The sequence below is a fragment of the Nostoc paludosum FACHB-159 genome, from assembly GCF_014698835.1.
Taxonomy (GTDB): Bacteria; Cyanobacteriota; Cyanobacteriia; order Cyanobacteriales; family Nostocaceae; genus Nostoc; species Nostoc paludosum.
The window spans coordinates 1-23,706 of sequence record NZ_JACJTU010000079.1; the positions used below are offsets into that span (position 1 = coordinate 1).

Below are 23,706 nucleotides of genomic sequence, written 5' to 3' on the forward strand. Positions count from 1 at the left end.
TCGTTAACATTGTCTTCATCCAATTCCTCACCTGGCTGTAACTCTTCATTTACGCTCAAGCTACTAATAGAAGGTTCTTGCTTTATCGCTCCTTGTTCTGTACTTTGGCTAGTTGATTTTTTACGCCTTTCGTATTCCTCGCAATAAAGCTGTGCAACTTTCCTGGGGTCATTTTGGATTTCTGCTAGCTTTTGAGCTTGTGCTTCTAATTCCTCGATAAAATCTTTCAGCCCTTGAGGAAAAGATGCCAGTAATTGCGAAATGGACATCTGACCTTTGTGAGATTGCGCTTTTTCACCTAACCAAATTTTTTGCTGATATAGCCCTGGCTTGATTTTAGGTTTGGTTGGGCCAGAGGGCCTATCCTTGTCTGTTCCTTTGAAGCTGCTAACAGGAAGGATTATATCTATTTTGGGTTTATTGTTGGGATCTGCATATTTTATATCGTCTAAATTATAAGGGCGTAATGTTCCTTTACCAAAGCGATATTTAGTAGTGTCTTCACCCTCTCCTTCTTTCCAACCAAACCGATGTTGGATTATGCGGTAGCTTCGATCTACTTGTGATTCTCTTTTAGTTAGTTTATCGTAAAGTTCAGTAGAAATTTGTCCATAACAATCCCCGACTAATTTATATGCCAAATCATTTGAGAGGATACCTCCATTCTCACCAGCCTTGTCATCATTAGCGTCATTTACTACTAAAATATTTAGCTGCTCGTTGATTGCATTTTCACAAGCACCAAGAAAGATTGAACCGTAAGCTCCCCGGTCTTTACAATCCGGACAGATTTTTTGAATATCTTCAAGGCATTCCCTTTCTCCATAAAGTAACCGAGTTTTAGAAGATAGCAATAAAGTATGCCCATCTGGATGATTGGTCAGTTCTTCTGCTGTATTGTATTCATCTGAGTGTCCGAAGGAGAAATGTTTATTAGGAAAGTAAGATTCTAGTAAAGTGCTATCTAATTTCTCAGTTAAAATTGACTGAGTATTAGTTCTGTCATTGTCTATATGAATCCATTGATTTAATCTGGGATCAAAATGCTTCAAATCAAGAGTCATAAAATTTTAGTAATTTAAACAAATTTAATTAATGTTTCAGGAGGTTTTTATGTCGAGAATTAAACGTTGGATAAACATGCACAAGAAGGAATTCAACCCAGATGGAACATTAAAAGAAGAAGCTAGAACTGAAATGCTGTCTAGCGGAATGATTCCAGAGGCCATCGATGATTACGCTCAAAGACTAAAAGTAAGATATGACCTTTGGAAGCACCTGGACGAAACTGATCCAGAACCGTGGCCGGTGTACACAGCCTATGATTTCTTTACTGAACAAGAGAAAAGAGAATTCAACCCAGACGGTTCTCTCAAGCCTGAATATATTCAATCAGCTTTGAAAATGGGCATCAGCGAGGGATGGCTTGAACAGATGGAGCGACGCAAGAAAATTGAAGTCGATAACTATAACAAAGTTTCTGCTAGATATGCACAACAAGGCATCAACTTCGGACAACAACAAATGAATAGCAGAATGTATGCCAGCAGAACCTATACCCAACGCCGCGAACAAATGGAACAAGACTTACAAAACTGTGAAGAACCAAGCTCACTGCCATTTGATAAAGATACACCTTGGTTTTGACATAAATCTTTAGAATTTTAGGCAAGCTGAAAGTGTTGTCGTCACATGCTTTCAGCTTTTGTATTGCTCAATTTCTAAACTAGGGAGCCTGTCGTTCTATTGCAGGCGATGAGCCATGTTCCATCGTAGGTAATCGCACAATTGACTTGTTGCCAGCGGCGGCAAGGAACGCAAACATTCCTAAAATAGCGAAGGATGTAATAAAAACTTGCTGTACGGTGGCAAATACCGACTTATCTTTTTCCTTCTGGACAGCAATGCGATGGAGGTTCTGTTCATATAAGGAGAAATACAAATATTTCAACACTTGTTCGCATAAGGCAGGGTCTTCTCCCTTTTGGACTTTTTGGCACAAGAGAATTTCTAATTGTTCTCGGCGACGAGAGCTTGTAGATAAATCGCCCTCGTCCCACAGTTTTACTTGGGTTGTATCGGTTGGTTTTTCAATACCCAATAAAGTCATATTATGGCCTCATTTAATTGTTGAGTTAGTTGAGGGAACAGGTGCAATCGATAAGTCAAGTCGCTTCTCTACGAGACGCTGCGCGTAGCTTGCTTCCCCGTAGGGGTACGCTCCAATTCAAAATTAAAAATTCAAAATTAAAAATTAAAGACAATCAATGGGGGCTTGAACCCACCACTGATTGAAGACCACTGAACTGTGTTCAGTGGGGGCTTGTACCCAAAATTAATCAATTCAAAATTATTTTTATTCTTCATTTTGAATTTTGAATTTTGCATTTTGAATTCAAAAAAGGTCAACTACACCCTACTGTGCTTCTTGAAATATGGAACTCTATACCTAACTCAAGAAGTTTATATAGCCTTTCAAAAAAGAACTAGCTACGTCAGTACTGATTTTTTCAGTACTGACGTAGCTAGGAAAATTAGCAAATATATGTTAGATTTGCCATTCCAAATCTTCAGTTGGAGATGGAGATATAACCTGTGCCTTGGGTGAAGGTTGGGGTGTATCCGCAGAGAGTGGATTTGTGCCGTCTTGAAATATTTCCTGTGCTAGAGTCCGCCCATCGCTATCAATGTCACTACTCAAAAAATACTCCAAAACTTCCGACGGCGCACCATCAATTGCTGCTTGTGCTAGTAAGGATTTGATGAATTGAGGCGATGCTTCACTATTAGCCAAAACTTTCAATGTCTGTTGTGCATCAGGGATGGTCATTTTGGAGATATCCTTTACCCCAGCTTCGTTCCAAACATCTCCAAAATACTGGCGATATTGCTCATTGAATTGTTGTTCTTGGGCGAATTGTGCTAATTCTTGTACTTGTAATTGTGTATTTTCTGGCATATTAATTCGCTAATTTCAGTTCTTCACGCTTGTTGTTGTTTGAGCTAACCATCGCCAGCAACTGTTGATTCAGGTAGCTTTGGGCACAAACGTAGAGATTATCCCAAATTACAGGATTGCGGCAGATTTTACTCCCAACTGTATTGCCAGCCAGTTTCTCTGACACCAAGTATTTCTTGTAATAGTTAGCCCACAGATGTTGTAGAAAATCAAGAGCGAATTCATCAAAAGGTATTATCCAGTTGTAATTCTCATCCAAAAACACCCGATAGGCAGCAACGATGGGCATGGCAATATCAGCCGGCGCACCAAAGCCAAATGAATAGCGGCTGTCGGGCAATAGCGTGCTCTTACGCGCGTCAATAGAGGCGAGGTCAATAGTTCCTTTCTTTCTGGGGTTGGTGATGTGTTCTTCGATTATTTGAAATAACCTTTGCTCAATCCACAGCCCTTTGGGCAGTAGCGGTAACAGTTTCGACAGCCTTTGCCTTTCGGCATCACTTAAAGACGGATTATTGCTGACAGGAGGGTGTTTGCCTTTACTCTTGTTAGGGTTGTACTTGTTCCTGTCCAAACAGTTCATCAACTTAATCAAATGGTTGACATTGCACTGTGGACTTTTGGGCGCACCGCTTTGGTTTTGATAGTAGGCAATGCGGAATTTCGTTTCTTCCTCCATCTCCAATTGTCCTAAAAACTGCTTAATGAATTTGTAATCACCTCTAGCGTTTACCTTTGACCGGGCATCCACTGGGGCTGAGGTGTTGGATGCTAGAGCGATGTCTTTAGCTTCGTCTTCACTTAGCCCAATATGAATTGTGACTTTGACCCTGGCTTTAGTGAGGTCATATTTAAACTTTCTTGCTTGCTCAAAGGCTGAAACACTATGTCCACCATTAATAATGCCATCGTTACCACCTTCGTTTGTTTGCAGTATTTCTAACTCTAGCTCAGTCTTGTTTTTCGGCTTAACCTTATTAACACACAGTACAATTCCGTTATTTCTTTGAAAGAATTTTTCTGGTTCGCTGGTCAATGAATCAAAGATTTGTCTGTATGTTGAGCTTTTAAGGTTTGGTTCGCGGATATTTGGTTCTAGTGGTAGGTCGGTTGGAAAACTATCTACATCGGCGGTAGCGATAATGCAGTTGGAATTTGCATTGATATATTGGTCTACTTTCAACGTCCAATTTTTCGGCATATTTTTCCTTGATTCACAACAAAAATTGTCGATTTACTAATTTTGTCCACCGCTATGAAAATACATTGACAGGAGTGGAGTTGCGCGACGATGCTCCACCCCTTTGTGAAGGCGAGAGCCTGGGAAACACCATTCAAAGCCAAGCCCTAAAAGGCACAAGCTTTGGCGATGTTAGACAGACATTGTGTCTAACATCAGACAGCATCTAAGCAAGAGTTGTTACTCCATTGCAAGCCTTGGGGTTAAAAGAAATTGCTAGTTAAATATCCATTTTTAGTTCTCATATAGGCTACCGACGAAGGAGAGGGTGGCTGAACATAATAATCAGGGACTAAAGGTTTATCTTGGCGGTCATATTTTAAATTAAAATCCAGCATTTTGATATGACTAATGTGACATCCCCAAACATCAGATACTCTATCTCCTAATCCCATTGTGTCCAGATATTTAGGAAGCTCCATCCCACCATTCCAGCAAATGGGAATGCCAACGCTTTCAAAATGTTGGGTTAGCTCGTGACGTACAAAAGTTGCTGTCCCCCCACAAATTAGCACCTCATCCATGACAGCTATACCTTTTACCCATCGTAGTAAGGCACGGGTGTATTCTTCACAAACTAGCGGTAATATCTTCCGAAACAATTCCACATCCAGATTTATATCTTGTTGTTTATTTTTCCGCGATAATCGGCGCAATGAATCAAAATCTCCTTCTCCCGCTTCTACTATTGCCCTAATTAAACGTGAATCTTCTTTAGATAAGCCTACAGCAGTTCTCTCAACAAATTGGCTTACTATCCAATTCATCCCTAAATCTGTCGATTCCGCTTTTGATGAGTTACCTTTCATTGAAAGTGTGAAACTAGCATTCCTATACCCCAACATCAACATTCCTATATTCTTTTGAAAATAGTTGACGTTGACATTACGACTGCGATACGCCAAGATTCCAGACCCTTCTAAAGCCCCATTAAAACTTCGGATTTTGCATTTGAACTTCCCTGTTGGTGTTTTTACACCCATCTTAAATGCCTGTAAGAGTTGTCTGCCTAAATGATTAGCATCTGCTATTTCCCCAGGTGGCAGTAATATCTGTAAATAAATCTCCAAATCGTCTTTTACCCCCAATCCCAAACGACGACAAGCTAACCACATCAATGCGGCTATCTTTGGCATGGCATATTTGTATTTCAAGTCTTTTATTGCTGATGACCCAGCAAACATACTTTTTGACAGCGCTCCTAAGACATAATATTCTTCACCAATACCAATCCACACTGTGTTGTCTTGCACTGAGGATTGGCTTGATAAAAACTCAATTGAACCGTAGCCTACATCTGCTATCTCCGGCTCCATTGGTATTACTATTGGTACTCCATCTGGATACACCTGTGCTAAAGCTTTAGCTGTACTCGCCCCTAAATCAAGTGTTAATGCAACTTTTGTGTACTCTTTGGAGTCCGAGTTGCTTTTCCTATTCATCTTTCTATTCCTTGTTTAACAAAACTTAAGATTTCTCTAGTGTTGGTTGTTTCAACCATTCCAACCCAACATCCGATTGGCCTGTTTTACTTCTTCTGGAACTTCCATCTGTATCAATTCATCTTCTTGTTGATAATTATCAGAGTTTAACTGCCTTGTTTGGGATATATCTCCTAAGATGGATGCCTTGTCGGATGATGCTGTAATGGCGATTTGAGGTTTAATTAGAGAATTTATTGCCACTGGGTCATTATCAATTTCACACATTCGCCGTATAGAGCTAATTTGTGCTTCCAAATGTCCAATCACCCAAATTCCCGTTTGCTTAAGTCTTTCACCTCTGACTCCTAAAGAAATCAGTGTCATGGGCAGCCAGTACACTTTGAGCGTAAACATAACTAATTCGGGAAGATCCATTCCAAATTCAAATGGATGAGATTGTAAGTAGTTAATTACTTTTCCATCAGTACTATCATTTGGTCTTTTAATGGAAATTACTTTCTGTTTTGGCTCACTCATAGTTTTTCAAACTCTAACTATAGCAACACAGATATCTGACAATTATTACATTTTTTATTCTTTAGCTTGGTTAGGAGCAAGTATTTAATTATTAAAAGTTTTCATTTTCCTTCTTTCACCTACCATTGATTCTCAAATTTGCTCTAAATATTCAAAAGAAACTTTTGTCGAACAATTGTTATATATTATTAAGCAGTATCAATTGAAAATTACTTCACCAAACTCTCGGCAATATTCACTCACTCATAACTTTTTTCGCTAACTTTTATAATTCTTAGCAAACCCTACTAAACAAGTGGGGTTACTGTTGTTTTACGTGTGGAAAATGTAGCGTAAATCACTATGCAAAAAAAGTCATAAATAGCACCTACATAGGTGTTATCCACCACCTTTATAGGACTAAAAATGCAGATTTGTTATCTTTTTCTGACATTTTTGAAAGTCCAAAATAGGTGTTAAACAACTGTAGTCTGACACCTATTTTGGACTCCCTTTTTTTGAAAATAAATCGATACAACCCTTGCTAATACTAGCATCTAGCCTACCTTTAGTATTATTTTCATTCTCAATAACTTCAAAATTATTGAGAATACGTACTACAATCTTGTTCCAATTGCACTTCAAAAAAACTGTTTTTTCTCTTTGTGCTACAAAAAAAACTACTAAAAATTACAAATTAGCACTGATTAACTTCTAGCGGCTGCCAAAAAATTCCGTTGCCAACTATTTTACTCTTGAGTAATTCTCGAAAAATTCTGTGAGCAGCCCATTAATTCTCATTAATCAAGACTTATTGACAAATAAACAGCCCGAAAGCCTTGCTATTGCCTGGTTTTTTAGTCCAAATCACAGAAAATCGGATGTTCTCTACTTAGACTAAAATAGTGTTAAGAGTGACTATGCTACTAAGGGAATCTTGGGGATAGCGGGAGAATTGCCCGTGAAATGCTGTAGGGCGGCTTAGAATAGTCGTACTTACTACGGTTTTTTGCCCATTTTTGCATTTGAGCGATTTGGCTAAAAAAGTGGCGTGAAATCGAGAAAAAACAGCAATAATTTGAGTAATATTTGTTTCTCAGCCAGTCAGCACAAAAACTTGTATTTCCAAATTTTAGTGTAGAGAAAAAATGGCATACGCGATCGCTCGATTAAAAAAATTAAAGCGGGGTAACATATCAGGGAGTGCATCTCACACCGCAAGAGAAAGAGAAACCCCTAATGCAGATCCCACTCAAAAAAATATTCGGTTCATCGGTAGCCTCGACCCAGAGGAACGACTAGAGGATTTAGTCTTAGCCAAGATAGGGGAACATGAGCAGAAGCGGAAGATTCGCACTGATGCAGTGTACTGCGTGGAGTTATTGTTGAGTGCATCGCCCAGTTATTTCCGTCCCGACTGCCCCACCAAAGCCGGTTACTATGAACCCCAAAAGTTGGATGATTGGGCGGAAGCAACTCACGAGTGGTTAGCTGATGAGTATGGATCTCGCATAGTGAGAGCCGAGTTACACCTGGATGAAGCCACACCCCACATTCACGCTTATTTTGTGCCTCTGGATGATGAGGGACAGCTACGCTGCAATCACTTCTTTGACGGACGGCAGAAAATTCATGCGTTTCAAGATTCTTACTACAACACGATGCGGTTAATTGGGCTGGAGCGTGGGATCAAGGGCAGTAAAGCCCAGCACCAGGATATCAAGGACTTTTACCGTATTGTGGAACAGGGCCGCGACTTAGAAGTTGATGAGCTAAGTACAGCGCAATTGAAGGCTAAAGCTGCCGACAGGGACAGAGCCAATCAGCGTAAGCAAGAGATGGAAGCTACAGCCAAAGCTCTAGCACTTGAAAATGAACAGTTACGACGACGAATTGCACAATTAGAACAAGATAATCAATCAATAAAAAAGCTTACCGAATGGTCAACTGATTTAGCTTTGGATGATGTTGCTTGGGAGTTAGGACTATGGCGTAAAGGAAATGAATGGGTAGGACGAAACCACATCATTAATATAGATGGCTCTCAATTTACTGACTTTGGTAATGGTTCTTCATTAGGAGGTAATAGTGCTGTTGATTTAGTCAAGCACGTTAATAAATGTAACCAAACAGCAGCGATCGCATGGCTGGGGGAGAGATTTGGTGAAGTTGGCGCTCAAAGGGCAGCTCACGCACACGCTCAAAAAGTTGCTGCTGTTATTATCCAAACTGAATCAGCACCCAAATTCACTCCACCCGTTGAGGATAAGAAACAGTGGCAGGAAGTAGAACATTACCTCAAAGAGAAACGAGGCATACCTTCTGATTGCGTACAAATGCTTCACAACCAGGGGCTAGTTTACGCTGATTCAAAAGCAAATGCGGTGTTTGTGATGCGAGATCTTGACAGGAATACCAAAGGGGCATTTTTAGAAGGGACAGTAAATCAATTCTCTGGTTATGAGTTAGGTACACTTCGCCGTGATAGTTGGTTTTACTTTACTTTGGGGAAAAAGCCTACTGATAAAACATCTATTGCCGTGCTGTGTGAATCTCCCATTGATGCTATTTCACTAGCCATGCTGGAATATCACGTTAAAGGAATACCAGAGAACAGAACACTTTACATGGCAGTGTCTGACCCAAAAAGTTTACCATCTGAAAGATTACGTAATGTTGCTCATGTACAGGTAGCTTTTACCCAAACAACTGCGGCACGCGCTGTTAAACAACTACTGCCACACTCGAAGTTACGAGCGTGCGAAACTGGGGATTGGAATACGCAGTTAGTCAATTTCTCCCGTCAATTACAACAACGACACTCACAACAAAATAATCAAGAATTAGAGCTATAGTTGCAAAAAAAGTCAAGCTACTATAGTACCGATTTTTTCAGTACCAAAGTAGCTAGTAAAGAGTTTTAGCTCTCAATAATATTGGGGTGAAATTTAGCTAAAACTCTGATGACTAATGAGTTAATAAAGCAAGTATTTGACCTAATCAAACTTAACAATAAGCTGATTGCTATCGAATCTCCATTGCAAGAAAGGCTCTCCTTTCTAACTAACCTAGCTTGTGAATGCCTTCCTCTGGACGTTAACTGTTACTTGTGGACACTAGAAGATGATGGGTTACACCAGTTAGTTGTCAATCAGGAGACTCTGGCTTTACAAACAGTTGAACAATACCAAGCGATCGCTAAAAATCGACGCGAACATTACTTTGAAATTCTACGGTTTTGGAAAACTACCGACTTACAGGGCATTCTCATACTGGAGGGCATATTCCCCTGGTTGGGAGAGTCCAACACTGACCCCGATTTCTTCCTGACTTCTGAGTGGATCAAGTCAGCTTTGATTAACCTGAAGCTGTACAATCACTCTTGCAACAAGACAGCGATTCTCTTAGGGTCAAACGCTACTGTGTCATCTGATATTGCCCCCGAAGTTCCCACCATTGTGCAACAATTACCAAATATTGAGGAAATTAAAACTCACTTACTCCAAGTATTATCTGATTATAGTCAAGTTGAAATTCATGCGACTGCGAGCGCTGGTGTGGGAATGTACTTGGCAGATATTGACTACGGTATTCGACAAGCGTTCGCAGATCGTGAAATTACACCAGATGAGTTAGTAGAAAAACTTTCGGTTTACAAAATTGAACTGTTGAAGCGGATTTACAGTATTGAATTCCTCCAGCCTCCGGCTACAGCTATCGGGGGGCTGGAACTGATGCAAGAGGCGTTTAAAACATACAAACGTTTGTTGACAACACTGGCAAAAGCCTATAATCTTCGCTTACCCAAAGGGATTTTACTAATCGGGCCGCCGGGGACAGGAAAATCTTACTCGGCTAAAGCAAGTTCTGCACAATTAGGACTGCCACTAATTATCTTAGAGTGGGGTAGTTTCCGCAGTTATGGTAATTTAGCTGAATATAAGCTCAAGAATTTACTCGCACTCGTAGACCGAATTAATCGTATAATATTATACTTAGATGACTTTGATAAGGGATTCGCTGGAGATGATGATTTATCCAAGCGACTAGCTGGTATGCTTTTGACCTGGATGCAAGAACGTACTAGTGAGGTTTTAATTATCGCTTCGGCTAACAATATTCAATGGCTACCACCAGAGCTAACAAGAAGCGGACGCTTCGACGAGATTTTTAAGGTGGATCTCCCAAACTATGGCGAACGGCACGAAATATTCAAAATTCACTTAGCCCGATTTGATGCTCGTTTCCATAATGGAGGTGATGCTTACACTGAAGATGAGTGGAAAAGGTTGCTCAAAGCCACACAACGGTGTGTCGGAGCCGAAATCGGGGTAATTGTGGAACGTGCCGCCGTCTCTACTTTTTGCCGAATGTTCGGTGATGATGTTTTACCCCTTGAGAAACTGCCACCGCTCTTAATTCAATTGTCGGCATTGCTGGCTGCAAGGCAGAGTATGAATCCTCTGGCCATCCGCGAAGCTGACCGAGTTGAAAGTATGCGTAACATTGCGGCTTTGCAAGGTCAACCATCTAGCTCTATCGATTCATCTATATATAGTCTCGGCAATGTTGATATTTTTGGATAATTATGCAAATTCTTAAAATTCCTAATCAGAAGGATTTATACGTTGCTGCTTTCAAGTTACTGAACATACTAGGCCCGATCGCTGGAGTATCAATTATCATTAGCACTGTAGCTAGCGGTTACGTCCAAACTCGTCCCCAGGATTTACCAGTTACGCACATTCTCACCCATAATAACCGCACATTTAAGCTAGAAGTTGCCTCTACACCAGAGCAATTAGAGAAAGGGCTGAAATTTCGAGCATCCTTAAACGGCGATGGCGTTCCGCCCACCGTAGGCGATCGCGGAATGTTATTCAATTTGGGAGAAGAAATTTACAACGTGCCTTTCTGGATGTACAAGGTAAATTTTCCATTAGACATCTTTTATCTTAAGGACAATGTGGTGACAACTGCGGTTTACAATGCCAAACCGTGCTACAAAAACCCTTGCCCCATCTACAAGGGGAAAGTTGCCAATCAAGTGCTAGAGCTAGCAACAGGCGCTGCCAATATCAAGGTTGGCGATAGGCTTAACATCCAACCGTTATCAGTTTTGCCTAAGAATAATATCAGTCTTGACAGAGGCAATTCTTTGAGAACCAAAAATGATCGCTAGTAATTGTATAACGTATTTTTTAAAAATCAAGAAACCATAGTACTGAAAAAAACAGTACCTAAATAGCTTCGTGTGTTGAATCAAATATGGCAATCTATTTATGGGAAGAGTATGGACATACTGGGAATTCGATCACCCTTTGGGTAGCACGGTGCGGGTAATCTCTACCCCATTAGGGCTAGAGATATTTACCGAAGATGTGTTCAACATCGTTGCAGCAGAATTAAATAACGAAAAAATAGTACTGATGAATATTCACACTCAAGAACGTTATGTAGTTATTGAAGAAGAGGTAGTAAAAATAAAAACTTTAAATGTTACAGCCATCAATAGCTTGAAGACGATTGTCAAAGCAGACTTGATTAATAAATTTGTGCATTGGGTAAGAACTACAATCCGACCGCTATTTCCAAGACAGTACTTGTAAAAAATAATAAACATCAAAAGGAATCAAAGCAAATGACATTTCACATTGAAGAAAACGACCAAAATATGAGTAGCACTTTGCCAGAAATAAGCACTAGTAACACAGAGCCAAATAAGCCATTGTCTAACGATACGGCGCAAAAAGTTCCTATTAATACAAAACCTAAAAATTTAGCAAACACAGACAATAATGGGAATAATAACAATAAAAATAACCCAGAACAACTAAGAAGATTAGTAATGGTGACAGGAGATAAAGGAGGTGTTGGTAAATCAACGTTTGCGAGAGGATTAGCGCAAACTTACATAAATAACGCAGTAAAATTTGTCGGGTTAGACGCGGATAATTCTAATCCACATTTGATCAGATTTTATGAAAAACATGCAAACATTCAACGTTTAGATATATCTAACTCAGATAAATTAGACGAATTTGTAGATAATTTAAAAGAATTAGTCTATCCAAAACCAAAAGAATCAGGGGAGAATCAAGAGTCACAATCTTTGATACTACTAGAAACGCCATCACAATTTATGCCAACTCTAAAAATTTTAATAACCGAGATGGGGTTTTTAGGCGTAGTCAATGATAAATGTAAAATGCGGGTAACTATAGTAGTAGTTATTAGCACAATAATTGATTGTATAAATCAACTGCTAGAACTATATAGTTTCTGTGGTGATAATGTTGATTATGTAATCGTAAAAAATTTGTTTTACGGAGAGGCGGAACAATTTACTTTTTATGATAATTCACAAGAAATCAAAAAAATACAGCAGCAATTAAAAGCAAAAGATCGTAGTTTTACAAGTATAACTATGCCAAAACTAGCGAAAAAATCCTATGATTATTTAGATGTTAAAAATCTGACATTTAAACAAGGACTTGAACAAGATGAATATCCTTCTGTATTTGGTAGAATTTTCAGCTGGTTGAACAATTTTCAAGGGCAAATAAAGCCAATAAAAGATTTATTTGGCATAGATAAGATTTTAACTGAATAGGAATAAAAAATGAAGTCGGAAGTTGGAAGTCGGAAGTCGGAAGTATTAATAAAAATCAGAAGTCTAGTAGTTTGAATTAACTTCTGATTTATATTGAGCCGATAGCTAGGAAATAAAGATGTCAAAAAGAATGATTATAACTGTAGGAAATGCGCGGGTGGGGAAGTCTACAGTTATCAAGCTATTGCTAGAAATGTTAGCCCAACAAGGAAAACGGATAAAGGTTTATAACCAAGAATCATTCCCTGTATTTCAGGCTTATGAACATATAGCAACCATTAAGAAGTTTAATTTATCAAATGACGATGCTGATGCAATAATAGATGACTTAAATCATCCTGAGTTAGATGTGATGATTGTTGATATGCCCGGACAAGATATTGAAAAAATAATTCAATATATCGAGAGTGCTAGTTTATTTGAGGTTGTAGTAAAGTTTGGTTGGAATTTAACATTTCTTCAACCTATTTCTCACAGAGAAGACTGTATATATTACTTAAATGCAATCATCCAAAACGCGACTAATAACGCTAACTACGTGGTAGTGAAAAATTACCATTTTGCACCAGAATTTAGAGAATATGAAGAGAAAATACGGGGAAAGCTGTTAATAATAGGAGGTACAGAAGTAGAATTAATGGCTCTACATCGGAATCATTATCAAGCGATGGAGAAGGCTGATAAACCATATTCACAAGTCTGCCAGGATCTCTCAATAATTTTATTTTGGAGAAGCTTCATTTTTCAGTGGATTAAAAAGTTTCGTGATTCAGTGATGAATAACAATTTGGCTATTAAATATCTAGGGCTTGATTGATGACCAAAATTAGGGTGTAGTGTTTAAGACAATTAAATTTTAGTTGCGTCAAGGAGTTGAACATTTTCTTGATTCCCCAATACCTGCAACCCCACACCCCGCACCCTCTCATCCAGTTATATCAAGGGTTTGTGCTTAACAAGCGTGCCATTCACCCTACACCCAACCCCCTACACCCTACACCCTACTTTATGACACTACAAGACACATTACAAGGCTACTCCCCATCAGAACAAAAACGCATAGTTGAAGGGGCATATCAACTAGGAATTACACCAGACGATCCAACGTTTAGGATGATGGCGACGCTGGGCAGATATGAAGAAACGATCATAGACCTCCAGGCAAGAATGGAGGCAATGATAGAAGCGTGGGCGGCACTGATAGACCAAAAATTGGAGAAGACAAGCAAACAAGCTGAGTCTATGCATTATACAGTTGTCTCTAGTGCCGTGCGTGATGAGATCAAAAAAAGCAAGCCCATCGGCACAGGCATGAAAGTGCAGTCCGGCTGGGGATTAGGAACAGTATCTCTTGTGTGTGGATTAGTAGCGGCTGGCAGTACCTTGTTGGGTTCGCTGACCACATGGAATCTGGTGCAAAATATAGGAACGGATCAGTCAGTAGTAGTCTCACGTAACGATCTTAAGATTCTCCAATGGGCAAAATCCCAAGAGGGTAAGCAGATGTATCAAATCATCTTAAAAAATCAAGCAGCAATTGAAGCCTGTCAAACACAGCACAGTAAAACCCAAGGCTATTGTTTAATTCAAGTAAGTAAGTAGCTAACCTACCTGAAGGTAATCTTGTTCGATGTACCCCAGTTTACTAGCCTCAATCAAAGCATTGACGCGATCGCTGACATCCAACTTAGCAAAAATCTTGTTAACATGCCCTTTGACGGTACTTTCAGTAATAAATAACTGCTCGGCAATCAGTTTATTAGAAAGACCGGCTGCCATCAAAGAAACAATTTGGATTTCTGTGTCAGTAAGATTATCTTGATAAGTCTTACCCTTTATTTTCTGTTGGTAAAAAAAATTTCGTTGGCTAATATAAGGGTCAAAAAAACACTTCTGGTCATAAAAAGTTGTTTTAATGGCTTCTAACAAAAGAGGAACATTGTTCTTTTTGAGAAGGTAAGAATCAGCCCCGGCATTTAAAGCTGATTGAACAGTGCAAAAAGAAGAATGGGAAGAAAGAACAACAACTTTAGTGTTGCTATTGAGTTTGACCTGTTTAATCACTTCTACCCCAGATATGTCGGGTAAACCAATATCCACTAAAATCACATCGGGATTTAATTCCTTAACTAAATTAACCCCTTCAATACCAGTACGAGCAACGCCGACCATTTGCATATCTGGTTGTTGATTGATAGCAGTAGTGATTCCCAACCTAATTAGTTCTTCATCCTCAATGAGCGCTAATCGAATCATAGATCGTTTCGATTATAAGATGACTAAATATTTATAACATAGTTATTCATGTTAAGTATTTTACTTTTTGTGTAGAGAAAGATAAAATCTACTATTCAATCAAAAAGTTAGTTCAGAATAAAAAAGTATTAAAGAAGTCGTTCGTCTGAAGTCGTTCGTCTGAAGTACAGTTTTGTAATGGGGATTTAGCGCAAAGTCAGAGCGGAGGTTTCCTCCGATCTGAACTTTGTAAGACAGACCCCACTAGAAAACTGACCGATTATAGAACCGGGGGATTTCAACCCACCGAATTTATTAATCCTAAAAGCTGGTTGTAGAAAAGGCTTTTGTCACCTCAAATCAAAAAAATCTAAAAATTAAAGCAAAATTACTATTTATAACTAGAAGTAGCACAAACCACAATCTATCATTAGTAGCATAGTTATGCAGAAAGAAGTTTTCAGCAAACAGTTAGATTTATCAGCTCTATTGCATGATGTGTCAAACGCTTTTGAAGGAGCATCTTTAATTGTGAATCAAATAATTGATGGTGCTTATGGGCGCTCGTTAGAAGAAATCAGGCCGTTTCTAATAGCTCTACTCCAGACAAATAAGCGAGGAGTGGACTTAATTGAATCAAGGAGAGTCTATGAAGAACTTGGAGTAGTTAGTGTAACTGAGTTTGATGTGTTAGATATTTTACAAAAAAACTATTCCCAATTCAAGCCAATAGCGCAGTATTACTCCTTGAATCTGCACTATCAAACACAAGTATCATACAAGCATGGAACGCAAGTACGAGGTGATAGTATAAGTATTGACAGAATGTTATGCAATATTATAACTAATGCTATTAAGTACACTCTTACAGGAGATATATTCGTAAGACTGCTCAATCAAGGTGATGATTTAATTATTGAGATTGAAGATACGGGCATAGGGATTGCCGCCGAACAACTATCAAATATATTTATTCCGTTTTGGAGAGCGCCCCAGAGTAGGGTATCTGATAAGCCGGGCAGAGGAATTGGGTTGTATATTGCCTCGATGGTGGCTTATGCTCACGGACTGACTATGAGGGTAGATTCGGTAGTCACACAAGGAACCAAATTCACCATCATATTTCCTTACAAAGATGGCGAGATGTATGGGGTTGATGGTAGGATGTTGCCCAAATCACCAAAACAAGTCGGAAGTCGGAGATCGTTCGTCTGAAGTTTTGAGTTTAAAAAGGTTTGAAGCTCCTAATTTTAATCATGCAGAAAGATCACAATTATGGTGAGACAAGAAGAAGTATGAAGTGTGAGATCGAAAGTCAGAAGTTTTGAGTTTAATTTCTGACTTCAGACGAACGACTTCTGACTTCCGATTTCTAAAAGAGGTTACAAGATGCGTTACCTATATGATGTTCAACTTTGGGACAGGATTGAAACAGGGGTGGAATTTCTAATTTTTGCAGCTTTGATGATAGCGGCAATCATCAAACTGGGGCACAACGATTTTCTACAAGCATTGTTTTATATAGTATTAGCTGTCATCATCTCACCCTGGTCACAATTCGAGCGGGTGACTAAGCGCTATATCTTGGTAAGCGTGTACATTCTTGGGTTGTTTGTAGGGTATTTTAGTTAGTCTAGTTCTGGGCCGTCAGGAGATCGCTCGTTTTGTTGTTGCTGTGGTTGTTGCTGTTGTTGCCTAATATCAAAGTCGATCAGCTTTTGTGTTTCTTGTGGTGAAAGGTTGTTGTGGATAACCTTGTATTCTTCGTTACTATCAGTTTTGTAAGCACTAAAAGCCGACTGATTATCACTTTTGCGCCAAACAGTCAGACGCTGCATCCCCTCTCTCATTAATAGTTGCAATCGATAAGCGATGCCCTCATAAATTCGTCCGCCATTAGTATTGTGTCCCTTGGTCATGACAATATTCATCAGCGCCGGAATCAGAGATTTTTTGACAACCTGGTTATTTTCACTTTCCTTTGGTGTTGGCTGTTGGCTATCGACTAAAGGCAACAAAGCCCCTTCTTCATCTAACATCTGTTGTAAGAAAGTATTTTTCTTCTCATTGATTAAATTTTCAACTCTGGAACTATTGTGTTCTGGGGTGTCAGCTTGAGATAACCCCAATTTTTGTGTGTACTCCTTGAGGTATTTATTCTTGAGAGAGCGCCTGTAATCTTCAATACTTTGAACATTTTGTGTAAGAGATAGAGTTGTTCTCATCTCACTAATAATATTTTCCTGCTCTGTCGTGTTTAGTGCGGGGGTTGACTGTATTGATTGTGAAGGTGTATGTGGGTATTTCTCCATCATCAGCGCCAGTCTGTAGGCTAATTGGTTATCTGATAGACTACTATCGCGGTTGATGAGACTAATTGTTTGGGGCACTGAGTTAGATTGCATAGGTATTACAGTTCTAATTCTTGTGAATTAGTAACAGGTTGTTGTGGAGTGTGAGATTTTTGTTGAGATTTTTGGTGTACTTTAACTTTGGGAGTATAAGTCTGGTTAATAATCTGCTGACGCTGCTTAAACAAATCCTCAAGAATATCATTAAGAGGCGGGAGGGAGATATCAGTTGTGCCTAAATTATCGCGTTGAAGCTGACTTTGAATTAGAAGTTCTTGGTAAAGGTGACGCTGTTCGCCAATAGTGAGTAGACTTGTCTCGGAGAGTTTATTTAATAAGTTAGATAAACTCTGTTTCGCATCAGGTTGTGTTTGCGTGCGTTGTTCTAAGGGGGACTGTAATTTTTGCAGATGGGAATCTGGCTGAAAATTTTCACTTGTTTGGTCGGTTGCTCCGGCTAACACTGTAGCATCTGTTGGTGAGGCGCTTGAGACAAGTGGGTATGGTGCAGGCGGCACAAAAGAGGAAATTTCTCCCTTGAAAGCTGCCGCCTGCACCTTATCCTCTTGTCCTGATAGTAGCGAACTCACCGAGTCAGACGTAAGTGGAAAAGGATTTGCCTGTTTACCTTCTAATTTTTGCAATTGACTCTTAATGGCAGGGTGAACAGGCAAATCAATGTCACGGGTATCATTAGGGTCGCCGAACAAAGCTTTATAATTAATATGCAGTTTTTGTGCCAGCAAACCCAACTTTTGCAAGTCACTCTCATCAATGGCCATTTTTGTGACTTGGTGAGTCATCCCAGTTTCGGTTTTCTCAAATTCAAACCGAACAGCCTCCCTAGTGAGCAAACCCCCAAGTTCAGTTTTGAATAGCTGTAGTGAAGACTTTCCGTTTGACTCTTGCTGAAAGAGAATGCGGTAATTACCCAAGATTAAGTCATCTTTCTCAAAGTTACGGATAGCACCCATCATGATTTGTAACACTTGAGGTTGTTTGAAACTTTCTAAAATATTGTGTGTGCCACTAGGTGAAACCGAACTCAAGACACAAGCAATTTTACGTGGGTCATCATCCACTGAAGGTAATTGTTTACCAGATTTGAGATAATCTGCGACCAATAAAAATTCTTGCCTCTCAACAGGCAGGATATTAATAGGATAATTTTCGGTATTAAAATCTTGAGCCAGATTCACCCGCCGCACCTGGCTCCAACGATCTGCCATGAAGGTCATCAACGGCTTACCATCGTGGCGGCGGTAAATAGTGTAATCTTCGCCTTTTTTGTTGATCGTGAAAGCATCGGCTTGGTAAGTTAGCTGATTGTCCTTGGTTGCCACACCGTATTTTTTGACTAAGGCAACAGCCGCCTGTGCGATCGCTTGATTTTCTTTATCCTCAAGTTGTCGTCGTCGGTAGTTGTCCTGGTAAAGGATAACATCCTGTGTTTTAGCCCAATTGGGAATTGGTTTTAGGGGAGGAGTTTCACTGGAAAAGGCAGAGGGCAGGAGGCAGGAGGCAGAAGGAATGTCTCCTGCCCTCTGCCCACGACCCAAAGGAGTAAGGGTCTGAAGCCTCTCCCAAATCTTTGATTTGGGAGCTTCCAATTGGGAGGGGTCACAATCCCCTGACAATTGGTTCCTTCTGCCCTCTGCCCTCTGCCTCCTGCCTTCTTGAATTATTGATTTGTTCCTCTTCCAAGGAAACCAGCTAAATGAACCAGCATCAATTTCTGTTTGCTCTGAAGGGAAGTCGGTTTGTGAATTGGTTGGTTGTTGGTTTTGGGAGGCTGATTGATTCTGGGCTGTTGTATTCGGTAGTGATTGTTGCTTGTTTGTAGCGTCAGATGTTTCGTTGGTAGTATTTGACGGCGGAGATTGCTTGTTGTCGGTTGATACTGGTGCAACGGTATCGTTGTACTGTTGCCTTGTATCAGATGCGGGTGCTGGAGTAGTTTGATTTGCTGATAGATATTGCTGTCGTAGTTGACTAGATTCAGCAGACGATGAGGAAGGTGTTTGAGTAATTAAATTCTCTTGCTTAGATTGGTTAATTGGTGTTTGGAGTGCTACATTATCCTGTGCAATTGCAACAGTCCGATCTTTTTGACCAACTTTTCGCACCGTGCCATCTTTTAACTTGATATTTGAGCGTAATTCCAGATGGCGTTTATCATCCCATTGTTCTAAGGGTAAGGCTTGGGCGTGTAATTGTGCAAAAGCTTCACTCTTTTGAGCGACGATAAAATCATCCACGCCTTTATCTGGCCCAGGTAGAGAAATCACACTCACTTTGCAACCTGCCTCCTCTAGCAATTGTCCAGTACGCAAAGTGGCAGCATCAACATTGTTCTTGGTTTTGAGGGCAGTGTCAAAGTCAAAGCAGATTTTGAAGTCTCGCCCCGTAGTAGCAAAAACTGCTAACTCAGGATGCAAAAAGTGGGTAGCATTGTTTTTAGCGTCATGGGTGTCAATTTCGTCGGGTGCTTGATTTTCCAGTGCTTCAATTTCGTTGTCATCAATAGCCTCAATTTGATCTGACTCTATGGCAACAAGTGTTGCATCCTGCTCACTTTCCTCTGTGTTAATTTTATTGTCAATAGGATTTTTAAGCTGATTATTGGTTTTATAGTAGCCGCCGTTAATTCCCGCTAGCCCAATTGCTGCATGACCTTGGCTTAACAGACTGGCTGCTTTTTTGGCCCCCTCAGTAATGGTGATGGGAATGTTGTGCTTCCAAACGCAGTACCAAAATCCACGCTTTGCATCGCTATCGGTGGGGTTTACTCCCACTTTTTCGTAAATACTTTGTGCAATATCTTTTGGGACATCAAGTAGGAAGATGCTCTTTTCAACTCCCGGTGGATGCTCGTATTTGGTGAATTTTCCGCCAATCACTACAGATTTACCATCTTTGTTCTCTATTTTTGGTCGCGGTTGGTTGGGCTTATAGCAACCCCAAGCTTTCCAACTTGGTTTCGCTGCTGGTGCTAACTGCTTGAACTGGGTAGGATCTACACCAGACTTACACCACCAACCACCAGCTTCAATATGAGAATATGCGTCACGCCACCCCTTAGACAATTGCCCTGTATTGAGGCGTTTAATTTTGTCGCTGTACAACAGATGTTCCCATGCCTGATGTTCCTGTTCTATCGGGTCAATGTGCAAACTTTTAAAATTCATTTCGGCAATGCCAGGGGCGATGGCACTTTTTCCTACTAGTTCTTGCCAGTGCTGTGTATCTATGTGCGCGGGGGCTGGTGGAATATCTTGACCACTGTGTAGATTTAATTGGTTATTGTTAGTTTGAATTTGTGGTGTTTGAGAGGAAAAAGCTCTCTTTAAAATTTCAGCTAAATGTTTATCAATTTTTAGGGGTTTTGCTCCTAAGTCTTGTTTGAAAGCGGACTGATTAATTCGCCATGTGCTAAAACATTCAGCTAAATACTTATTAATATCTGCTTGAAGTTCCAGAATAAACTTTTCATCGACAACTACTTTATTAGTTTTCTCATCAATAACTGAAAATCCGATTTTACCATCAGGTTTTTGGTGGGTAACAACAGTTTGGTTGTCAAGAGAATTAGCTTGCTCAGTTTCAGCTATGATGTTTTGATCGACGATAACTAAATCTTCTGTGAGTTGTTCATTCCCAGATGATCTAGGGTTTTGCGCCACACTTTCATTTGCAGTAGTCCCCGTTACGCCCTCAAAGATAAAGCTAGTAAGCATGGAAGCTGCTTGTTGTTGTTCGGAAGCAGTAGTAGTCACAAACTCGTTGTACTTTGGGTCATACTTTTCCCACTTCCACCCACCGTTCCCATCCCGGCTCATGGCATAAGTCTGTTTCCCAGTCTCCCAATACAGCCTTTTATTAATAGAAGCTTCAACTTTCTGCTTAATATATTCATCAATATATTTAGCTAGAGGATAAATCACATTACGGATAAAATACTCACTGCTATGAGCATAAGCAGAAGTTAGTTGTAAATGCCTTTCGTCAAACATATTTCTTAGGGTGTCAATGATTACAGATTGGAGAATGTAGATTGTAGATTTATTGTTGATATTAAAGGGTCAAAACAAGTCGCAAGTAACCTGCGACTTGTTTAAAGTGGGCTTGAAACCCATAGCTAAAGTTGTTTCTTTTACTTGCGACTTGCGACTTGCAACCTGCGACTTGTTTTTTGTTTTGGTAATATTCCAATCCGCTTTTCTTTAATCTATATTCTCCAATTTTTGGTAATACGGTTCGGTTAACCACAACAGTTGCAGAATTGTCTTTGCAAATATTTGTTATGAACGGGGTTGTCGATGATCAGAGAACAAGATTGACGCAGAACCTCATATTGTTGCCAGTTAGCCCCCAAGCATTTGATATCGATGAGCTTGCCTTGGGGTGTAACGCGATTAAAAATAATATGAATATAAATATTGCTCTTGCGAATATCTAAAAAACAGATATATTGCAAATCATGCCAGCCGATACCGTGAATATATTGGTCAACAATTTTCAGGCAAGATTCTTGATTTAGTTGAATATAAATGTTTTTTAAACTGATGAGAGTATATATACCCAAATTTTTCAGCTTTGGTCTAGTACCAGATAAGGTATTAAAGTCATCAATAATCCGAGACAGGGGATGATTAATATCGATCAAACTACCATTGGCGAGAATATACTGTTGGGATAAAGTTTCAATGAAGCCAAAATTATCAATCTTCAATTCTTCAATAATTATTTTCATAATTCTTATATCATTGTGTGCTTGATAGTGAAGAAGGCAGAAGGCAGAAGGCAGAAGGTATGCAATATGGTGGGGGACTTATACCATTTCACGAAAAATCTGATACAGATGCTCCCCTCCCAAAGCTTTGCTAGATCTTGTGTTTTTTAATTGCGTTAGCGTTCGCGAACGGTGCAAGAGAGGGTGACCTTTTTTGAATTCAAAATGCAAAATTCAAAATTCACGTAGGAATAATAAGAATAATTTTGAATTAATTAATGAATTTTGGGTTTCAAGCCACCGCTAAATTTTCAATTTAGCGCTTCAATTTAGCGCTCTTCAATTAGTGGTGGGTTCAAGCCCCCACTAATTGTCTTTAATTTTTAATTGGAGCAAAGCGACTTGACGCTCCTGCGTCGCTAACGCTTCGCTATCGGGCATTCGGGAAAAGGGATAAATCAATAAAGCCCTCTGCCCTCTGCCTTTCTTGTTAAAACCCGACATCAGAAGGAACTTGATTAACCATACTGTCAACATCTTTTGATGTCAGATTAGGATTAGTAGAAGCTTGAGAATTTTGGGGAATGGGGAAGCGTGACTCAACTTGCTTAACTCGCAAAGCTAAATCTTGCCCAGAGGGAAATCTTTGTGTACTTTTCCTAGCTAGTAAAGTGACAATCCTTGCCCATTTAAGTTGATTATATTTCTCAATATTTTTGAGTAACTCATTAATTTTGATAGTTTTGAGTAAAGGAACAGACCCCTCCTTTCTATTAGCATAAGCAGGATTAATAAAAACACATTTGCCAGCAATTAGTTTGAGAAATTGAGCCGATTCAAAAAGCTTTCTAGTTTTTTCTTGGTCGCTAATACTAGTGCTATTATTTTTACTACCAGTAGAACGACTTTTTTGCTTGTACTTAATCTCTTCATCACCTAAGAAGTTGGAGAATAATTGCGCCGACTCGTTCTCACCAGGATTGAATATGAACTTAGTGCTGCAAGCACCGAGGATAGCCTTAGCGATATCTTTACCGTAGTTTTTCTCAAGCTGCCCCATATTTTGGAAGCCGATAATACCGCAGAAGCCCTCAGAACGTGATTCATTGAGCCACCTGTAGAGGTCAGGTAAGTAAATCGAGGGTAATTCGTCCAGTGCAACGATGAGTGGGTCAAGTCGCTTTTTGGCAATGTTACGGGCGATGGTCATGTGTAAAATGCTGGTCATGAGAGGCCCTACTGCATCTCGGCGTTCTCTGTCCAACCCAAAAATAATCATCTGCTTACCCTTGATTTCCAAAGGTAAAGTTGTCTTACCGATGAAACAGCCCAAGGTATTTTTCGCCATAAAGCGAGTAAACATAATACTGGCGGTAGCGACAATGCCTGCAACAGTCTTTTCAGATGCAGCAGAACTGAACAGTTGACCAAAGGCAATTTTGACCCAAGGATTGAGAGAAGCAGCCATGAGGCGTTTGACCATTTGTTCGCTAGAAAGTATGGCGGCGCAAGTCATAACATCTGCGAACTGACCGAACTCTTTAGCTAACATCAATATTGCTTGAGTCAGCTGATCCCCTGAAGGGCCAAAGAAACCGTCCTCAGTAGAATTGCCCAAAAGTCGAAAATTCTTGTT

The 23,706-nt window shown here is 39.8% G+C and carries 21 protein-coding genes and 1 pseudogene; 11 read left to right on the forward strand and 11 right to left on the reverse strand.

What is annotated here, in order from left to right; genetic code table 11:
* Nucleotides 1-1,064: pseudogene (locus tag H6H03_RS36135) on the reverse strand (hypothetical protein); the annotation flags it as partial.
* Nucleotides 1,065-1,113: 49 nt separating this feature from the next.
* On the opposite strand from H6H03_RS36135, the gene H6H03_RS36140 reads away from it, so the two are divergent.
* Entirely contained in the window at nt 1,114-1,647 is a 534-nt protein-coding gene (locus H6H03_RS36140) for a hypothetical protein (RefSeq protein ID WP_190959823.1), read from the forward strand.
* A 79-nt stretch (nt 1,648-1,726) separates the two neighbouring features.
* On the opposite strand, the gene H6H03_RS36145 is transcribed toward H6H03_RS36140, so the two are convergent.
* From H6H03_RS36145 to H6H03_RS36155, 3 genes are all read right to left on the reverse strand, one after another.
* Nucleotides 1,727-2,110 (reverse strand): hypothetical protein, encoded by a 384-nt coding sequence (locus H6H03_RS36145; RefSeq protein WP_190959824.1) that lies wholly within the window; start codon nt 2,108-2,110, stop codon nt 1,727-1,729.
* A gap of 438 nt (nt 2,111-2,548) precedes the next feature.
* A complete protein-coding gene (locus H6H03_RS36150) occupies nt 2,549-2,959 on the reverse strand; it encodes a hypothetical protein (protein ID WP_190959825.1) in 411 nt (136 codons plus the stop codon).
* A gap of 1 nt (nt 2,960) precedes the next feature.
* Nucleotides 2,961-4,160 carry an AIPR family protein gene (locus H6H03_RS36155; RefSeq protein ID WP_190959826.1) on the reverse strand — a complete coding sequence of 400 codons (1,200 nt, stop codon included), beginning with the start codon at nt 4,158-4,160 and terminating at the stop codon, nt 2,961-2,963.
* A gap of 8 nt (nt 4,161-4,168) precedes the next feature.
* On the opposite strand from H6H03_RS36155, the gene H6H03_RS36160 reads away from it, so the two are divergent.
* Nucleotides 4,169-4,369 carry a hypothetical protein gene (locus H6H03_RS36160; protein WP_190959827.1) on the forward strand — a complete coding sequence of 67 codons (201 nt, stop codon included), beginning with the start codon at nt 4,169-4,171 and terminating at the stop codon, nt 4,367-4,369.
* Between the two features lie 33 nt (nt 4,370-4,402).
* Here the strand turns inward: H6H03_RS36160 and H6H03_RS36165 are convergent, their stop codons facing one another.
* A complete protein-coding gene (locus H6H03_RS36165) occupies nt 4,403-5,641 on the reverse strand; it encodes a hypothetical protein (protein WP_190959828.1) in 1,239 nt (412 codons plus the stop codon).
* Nucleotides 5,642-5,692: 51 nt separating this feature from the next.
* Nucleotides 5,693-6,160: a hypothetical protein gene (locus H6H03_RS36170; protein WP_190959829.1), complete on the reverse strand. Its 468-nt coding sequence runs from the start codon at nt 6,158-6,160 to the stop codon at nt 5,693-5,695.
* A 1,127-nt stretch (nt 6,161-7,287) separates the two neighbouring features.
* Here H6H03_RS36170 and mobV point away from each other — a divergent pair.
* The 7 genes from mobV to H6H03_RS36205 all read left to right on the forward strand — a co-directional run bounded on the left by mobV (nt 7,288) and on the right by H6H03_RS36205 (nt 14,354).
* Nucleotides 7,288-8,994, forward strand: a complete 1,707-nt coding sequence (gene mobV, locus H6H03_RS36175; RefSeq protein ID WP_190959830.1) for a MobV family relaxase — start codon at nt 7,288-7,290, stop codon at nt 8,992-8,994.
* A 108-nt stretch (nt 8,995-9,102) separates the two neighbouring features.
* Nucleotides 9,103-10,725, forward strand: a complete 1,623-nt coding sequence (locus H6H03_RS36180; RefSeq protein WP_190959831.1) for an ATP-binding protein — start codon at nt 9,103-9,105, stop codon at nt 10,723-10,725.
* A gap of 2 nt (nt 10,726-10,727) precedes the next feature.
* Nucleotides 10,728-11,321, forward strand: coding sequence for a DUF192 domain-containing protein (locus tag H6H03_RS36185; RefSeq protein WP_190959832.1), 594 nt, complete (start codon nt 10,728-10,730; stop codon nt 11,319-11,321).
* A gap of 100 nt (nt 11,322-11,421) precedes the next feature.
* A complete protein-coding gene (locus H6H03_RS36190) occupies nt 11,422-11,748 on the forward strand; it encodes a hypothetical protein (protein WP_190959833.1) in 327 nt (108 codons plus the stop codon).
* 32 nt (nt 11,749-11,780) lie between these two features.
* Nucleotides 11,781-12,752: a nucleotide-binding protein gene (locus H6H03_RS36195; RefSeq protein ID WP_190959834.1), complete on the forward strand. Its 972-nt coding sequence runs from the start codon at nt 11,781-11,783 to the stop codon at nt 12,750-12,752.
* A 118-nt stretch (nt 12,753-12,870) separates the two neighbouring features.
* A complete protein-coding gene (locus tag H6H03_RS36200; RefSeq protein ID WP_190959835.1) occupies nt 12,871-13,569 on the forward strand; it encodes a hypothetical protein in 699 nt (232 codons plus the stop codon).
* 68 nt (nt 13,570-13,637) lie between these two features.
* Complete coding sequence (locus H6H03_RS36205; protein ID WP_242065758.1) at nt 13,638-14,354, forward strand: DUF6753 family protein; 717 nt, start codon at nt 13,638-13,640, stop codon at nt 14,352-14,354.
* On the opposite strand, the gene H6H03_RS36210 is transcribed toward H6H03_RS36205, so the two are convergent.
* Nucleotides 14,355-15,008: a response regulator transcription factor gene (locus H6H03_RS36210; RefSeq protein ID WP_190959836.1), complete on the reverse strand. Its 654-nt coding sequence runs from the start codon at nt 15,006-15,008 to the stop codon at nt 14,355-14,357.
* Between the two features lie 423 nt (nt 15,009-15,431).
* On the opposite strand from H6H03_RS36210, the gene H6H03_RS36215 reads away from it, so the two are divergent.
* Nucleotides 15,432-16,202 (forward strand): sensor histidine kinase, encoded by a 771-nt coding sequence (locus H6H03_RS36215; RefSeq protein ID WP_190959837.1) that lies wholly within the window; start codon nt 15,432-15,434, stop codon nt 16,200-16,202.
* A 174-nt stretch (nt 16,203-16,376) separates the two neighbouring features.
* Entirely contained in the window at nt 16,377-16,619 is a 243-nt protein-coding gene (locus H6H03_RS36220) for a hypothetical protein (RefSeq protein WP_190959838.1), read from the forward strand.
* Here H6H03_RS36220 and H6H03_RS36225 read toward each other — a convergent pair.
* The 4 genes from H6H03_RS36225 to H6H03_RS36240 all read right to left on the reverse strand — a co-directional run.
* Entirely contained in the window at nt 16,616-17,392 is a 777-nt protein-coding gene (locus tag H6H03_RS36225; RefSeq protein WP_190959839.1) for a hypothetical protein, read from the reverse strand. The two genes, H6H03_RS36220 and H6H03_RS36225, sit on opposite strands and share 4 nt — an antisense overlap.
* 5 nt (nt 17,393-17,397) lie before the next feature.
* On the reverse strand, nt 17,398-21,351 hold the full coding sequence (locus H6H03_RS40895; RefSeq protein WP_242058163.1) for a DUF3854 domain-containing protein: 3,954 nt from the start codon (nt 21,349-21,351) through the stop codon (nt 17,398-17,400).
* Between the two features lie 248 nt (nt 21,352-21,599).
* Entirely contained in the window at nt 21,600-22,091 is a 492-nt protein-coding gene (locus tag H6H03_RS36235; RefSeq protein ID WP_190959840.1) for a relaxase/mobilization nuclease domain-containing protein, read from the reverse strand.
* Nucleotides 22,092-22,560: 469 nt separating this feature from the next.
* A partial coding sequence (locus tag H6H03_RS36240; RefSeq protein WP_190959841.1) for a type IV secretory system conjugative DNA transfer family protein occupies nt 22,561-23,706 on the reverse strand: 1,146 nt, incomplete at its 5' end.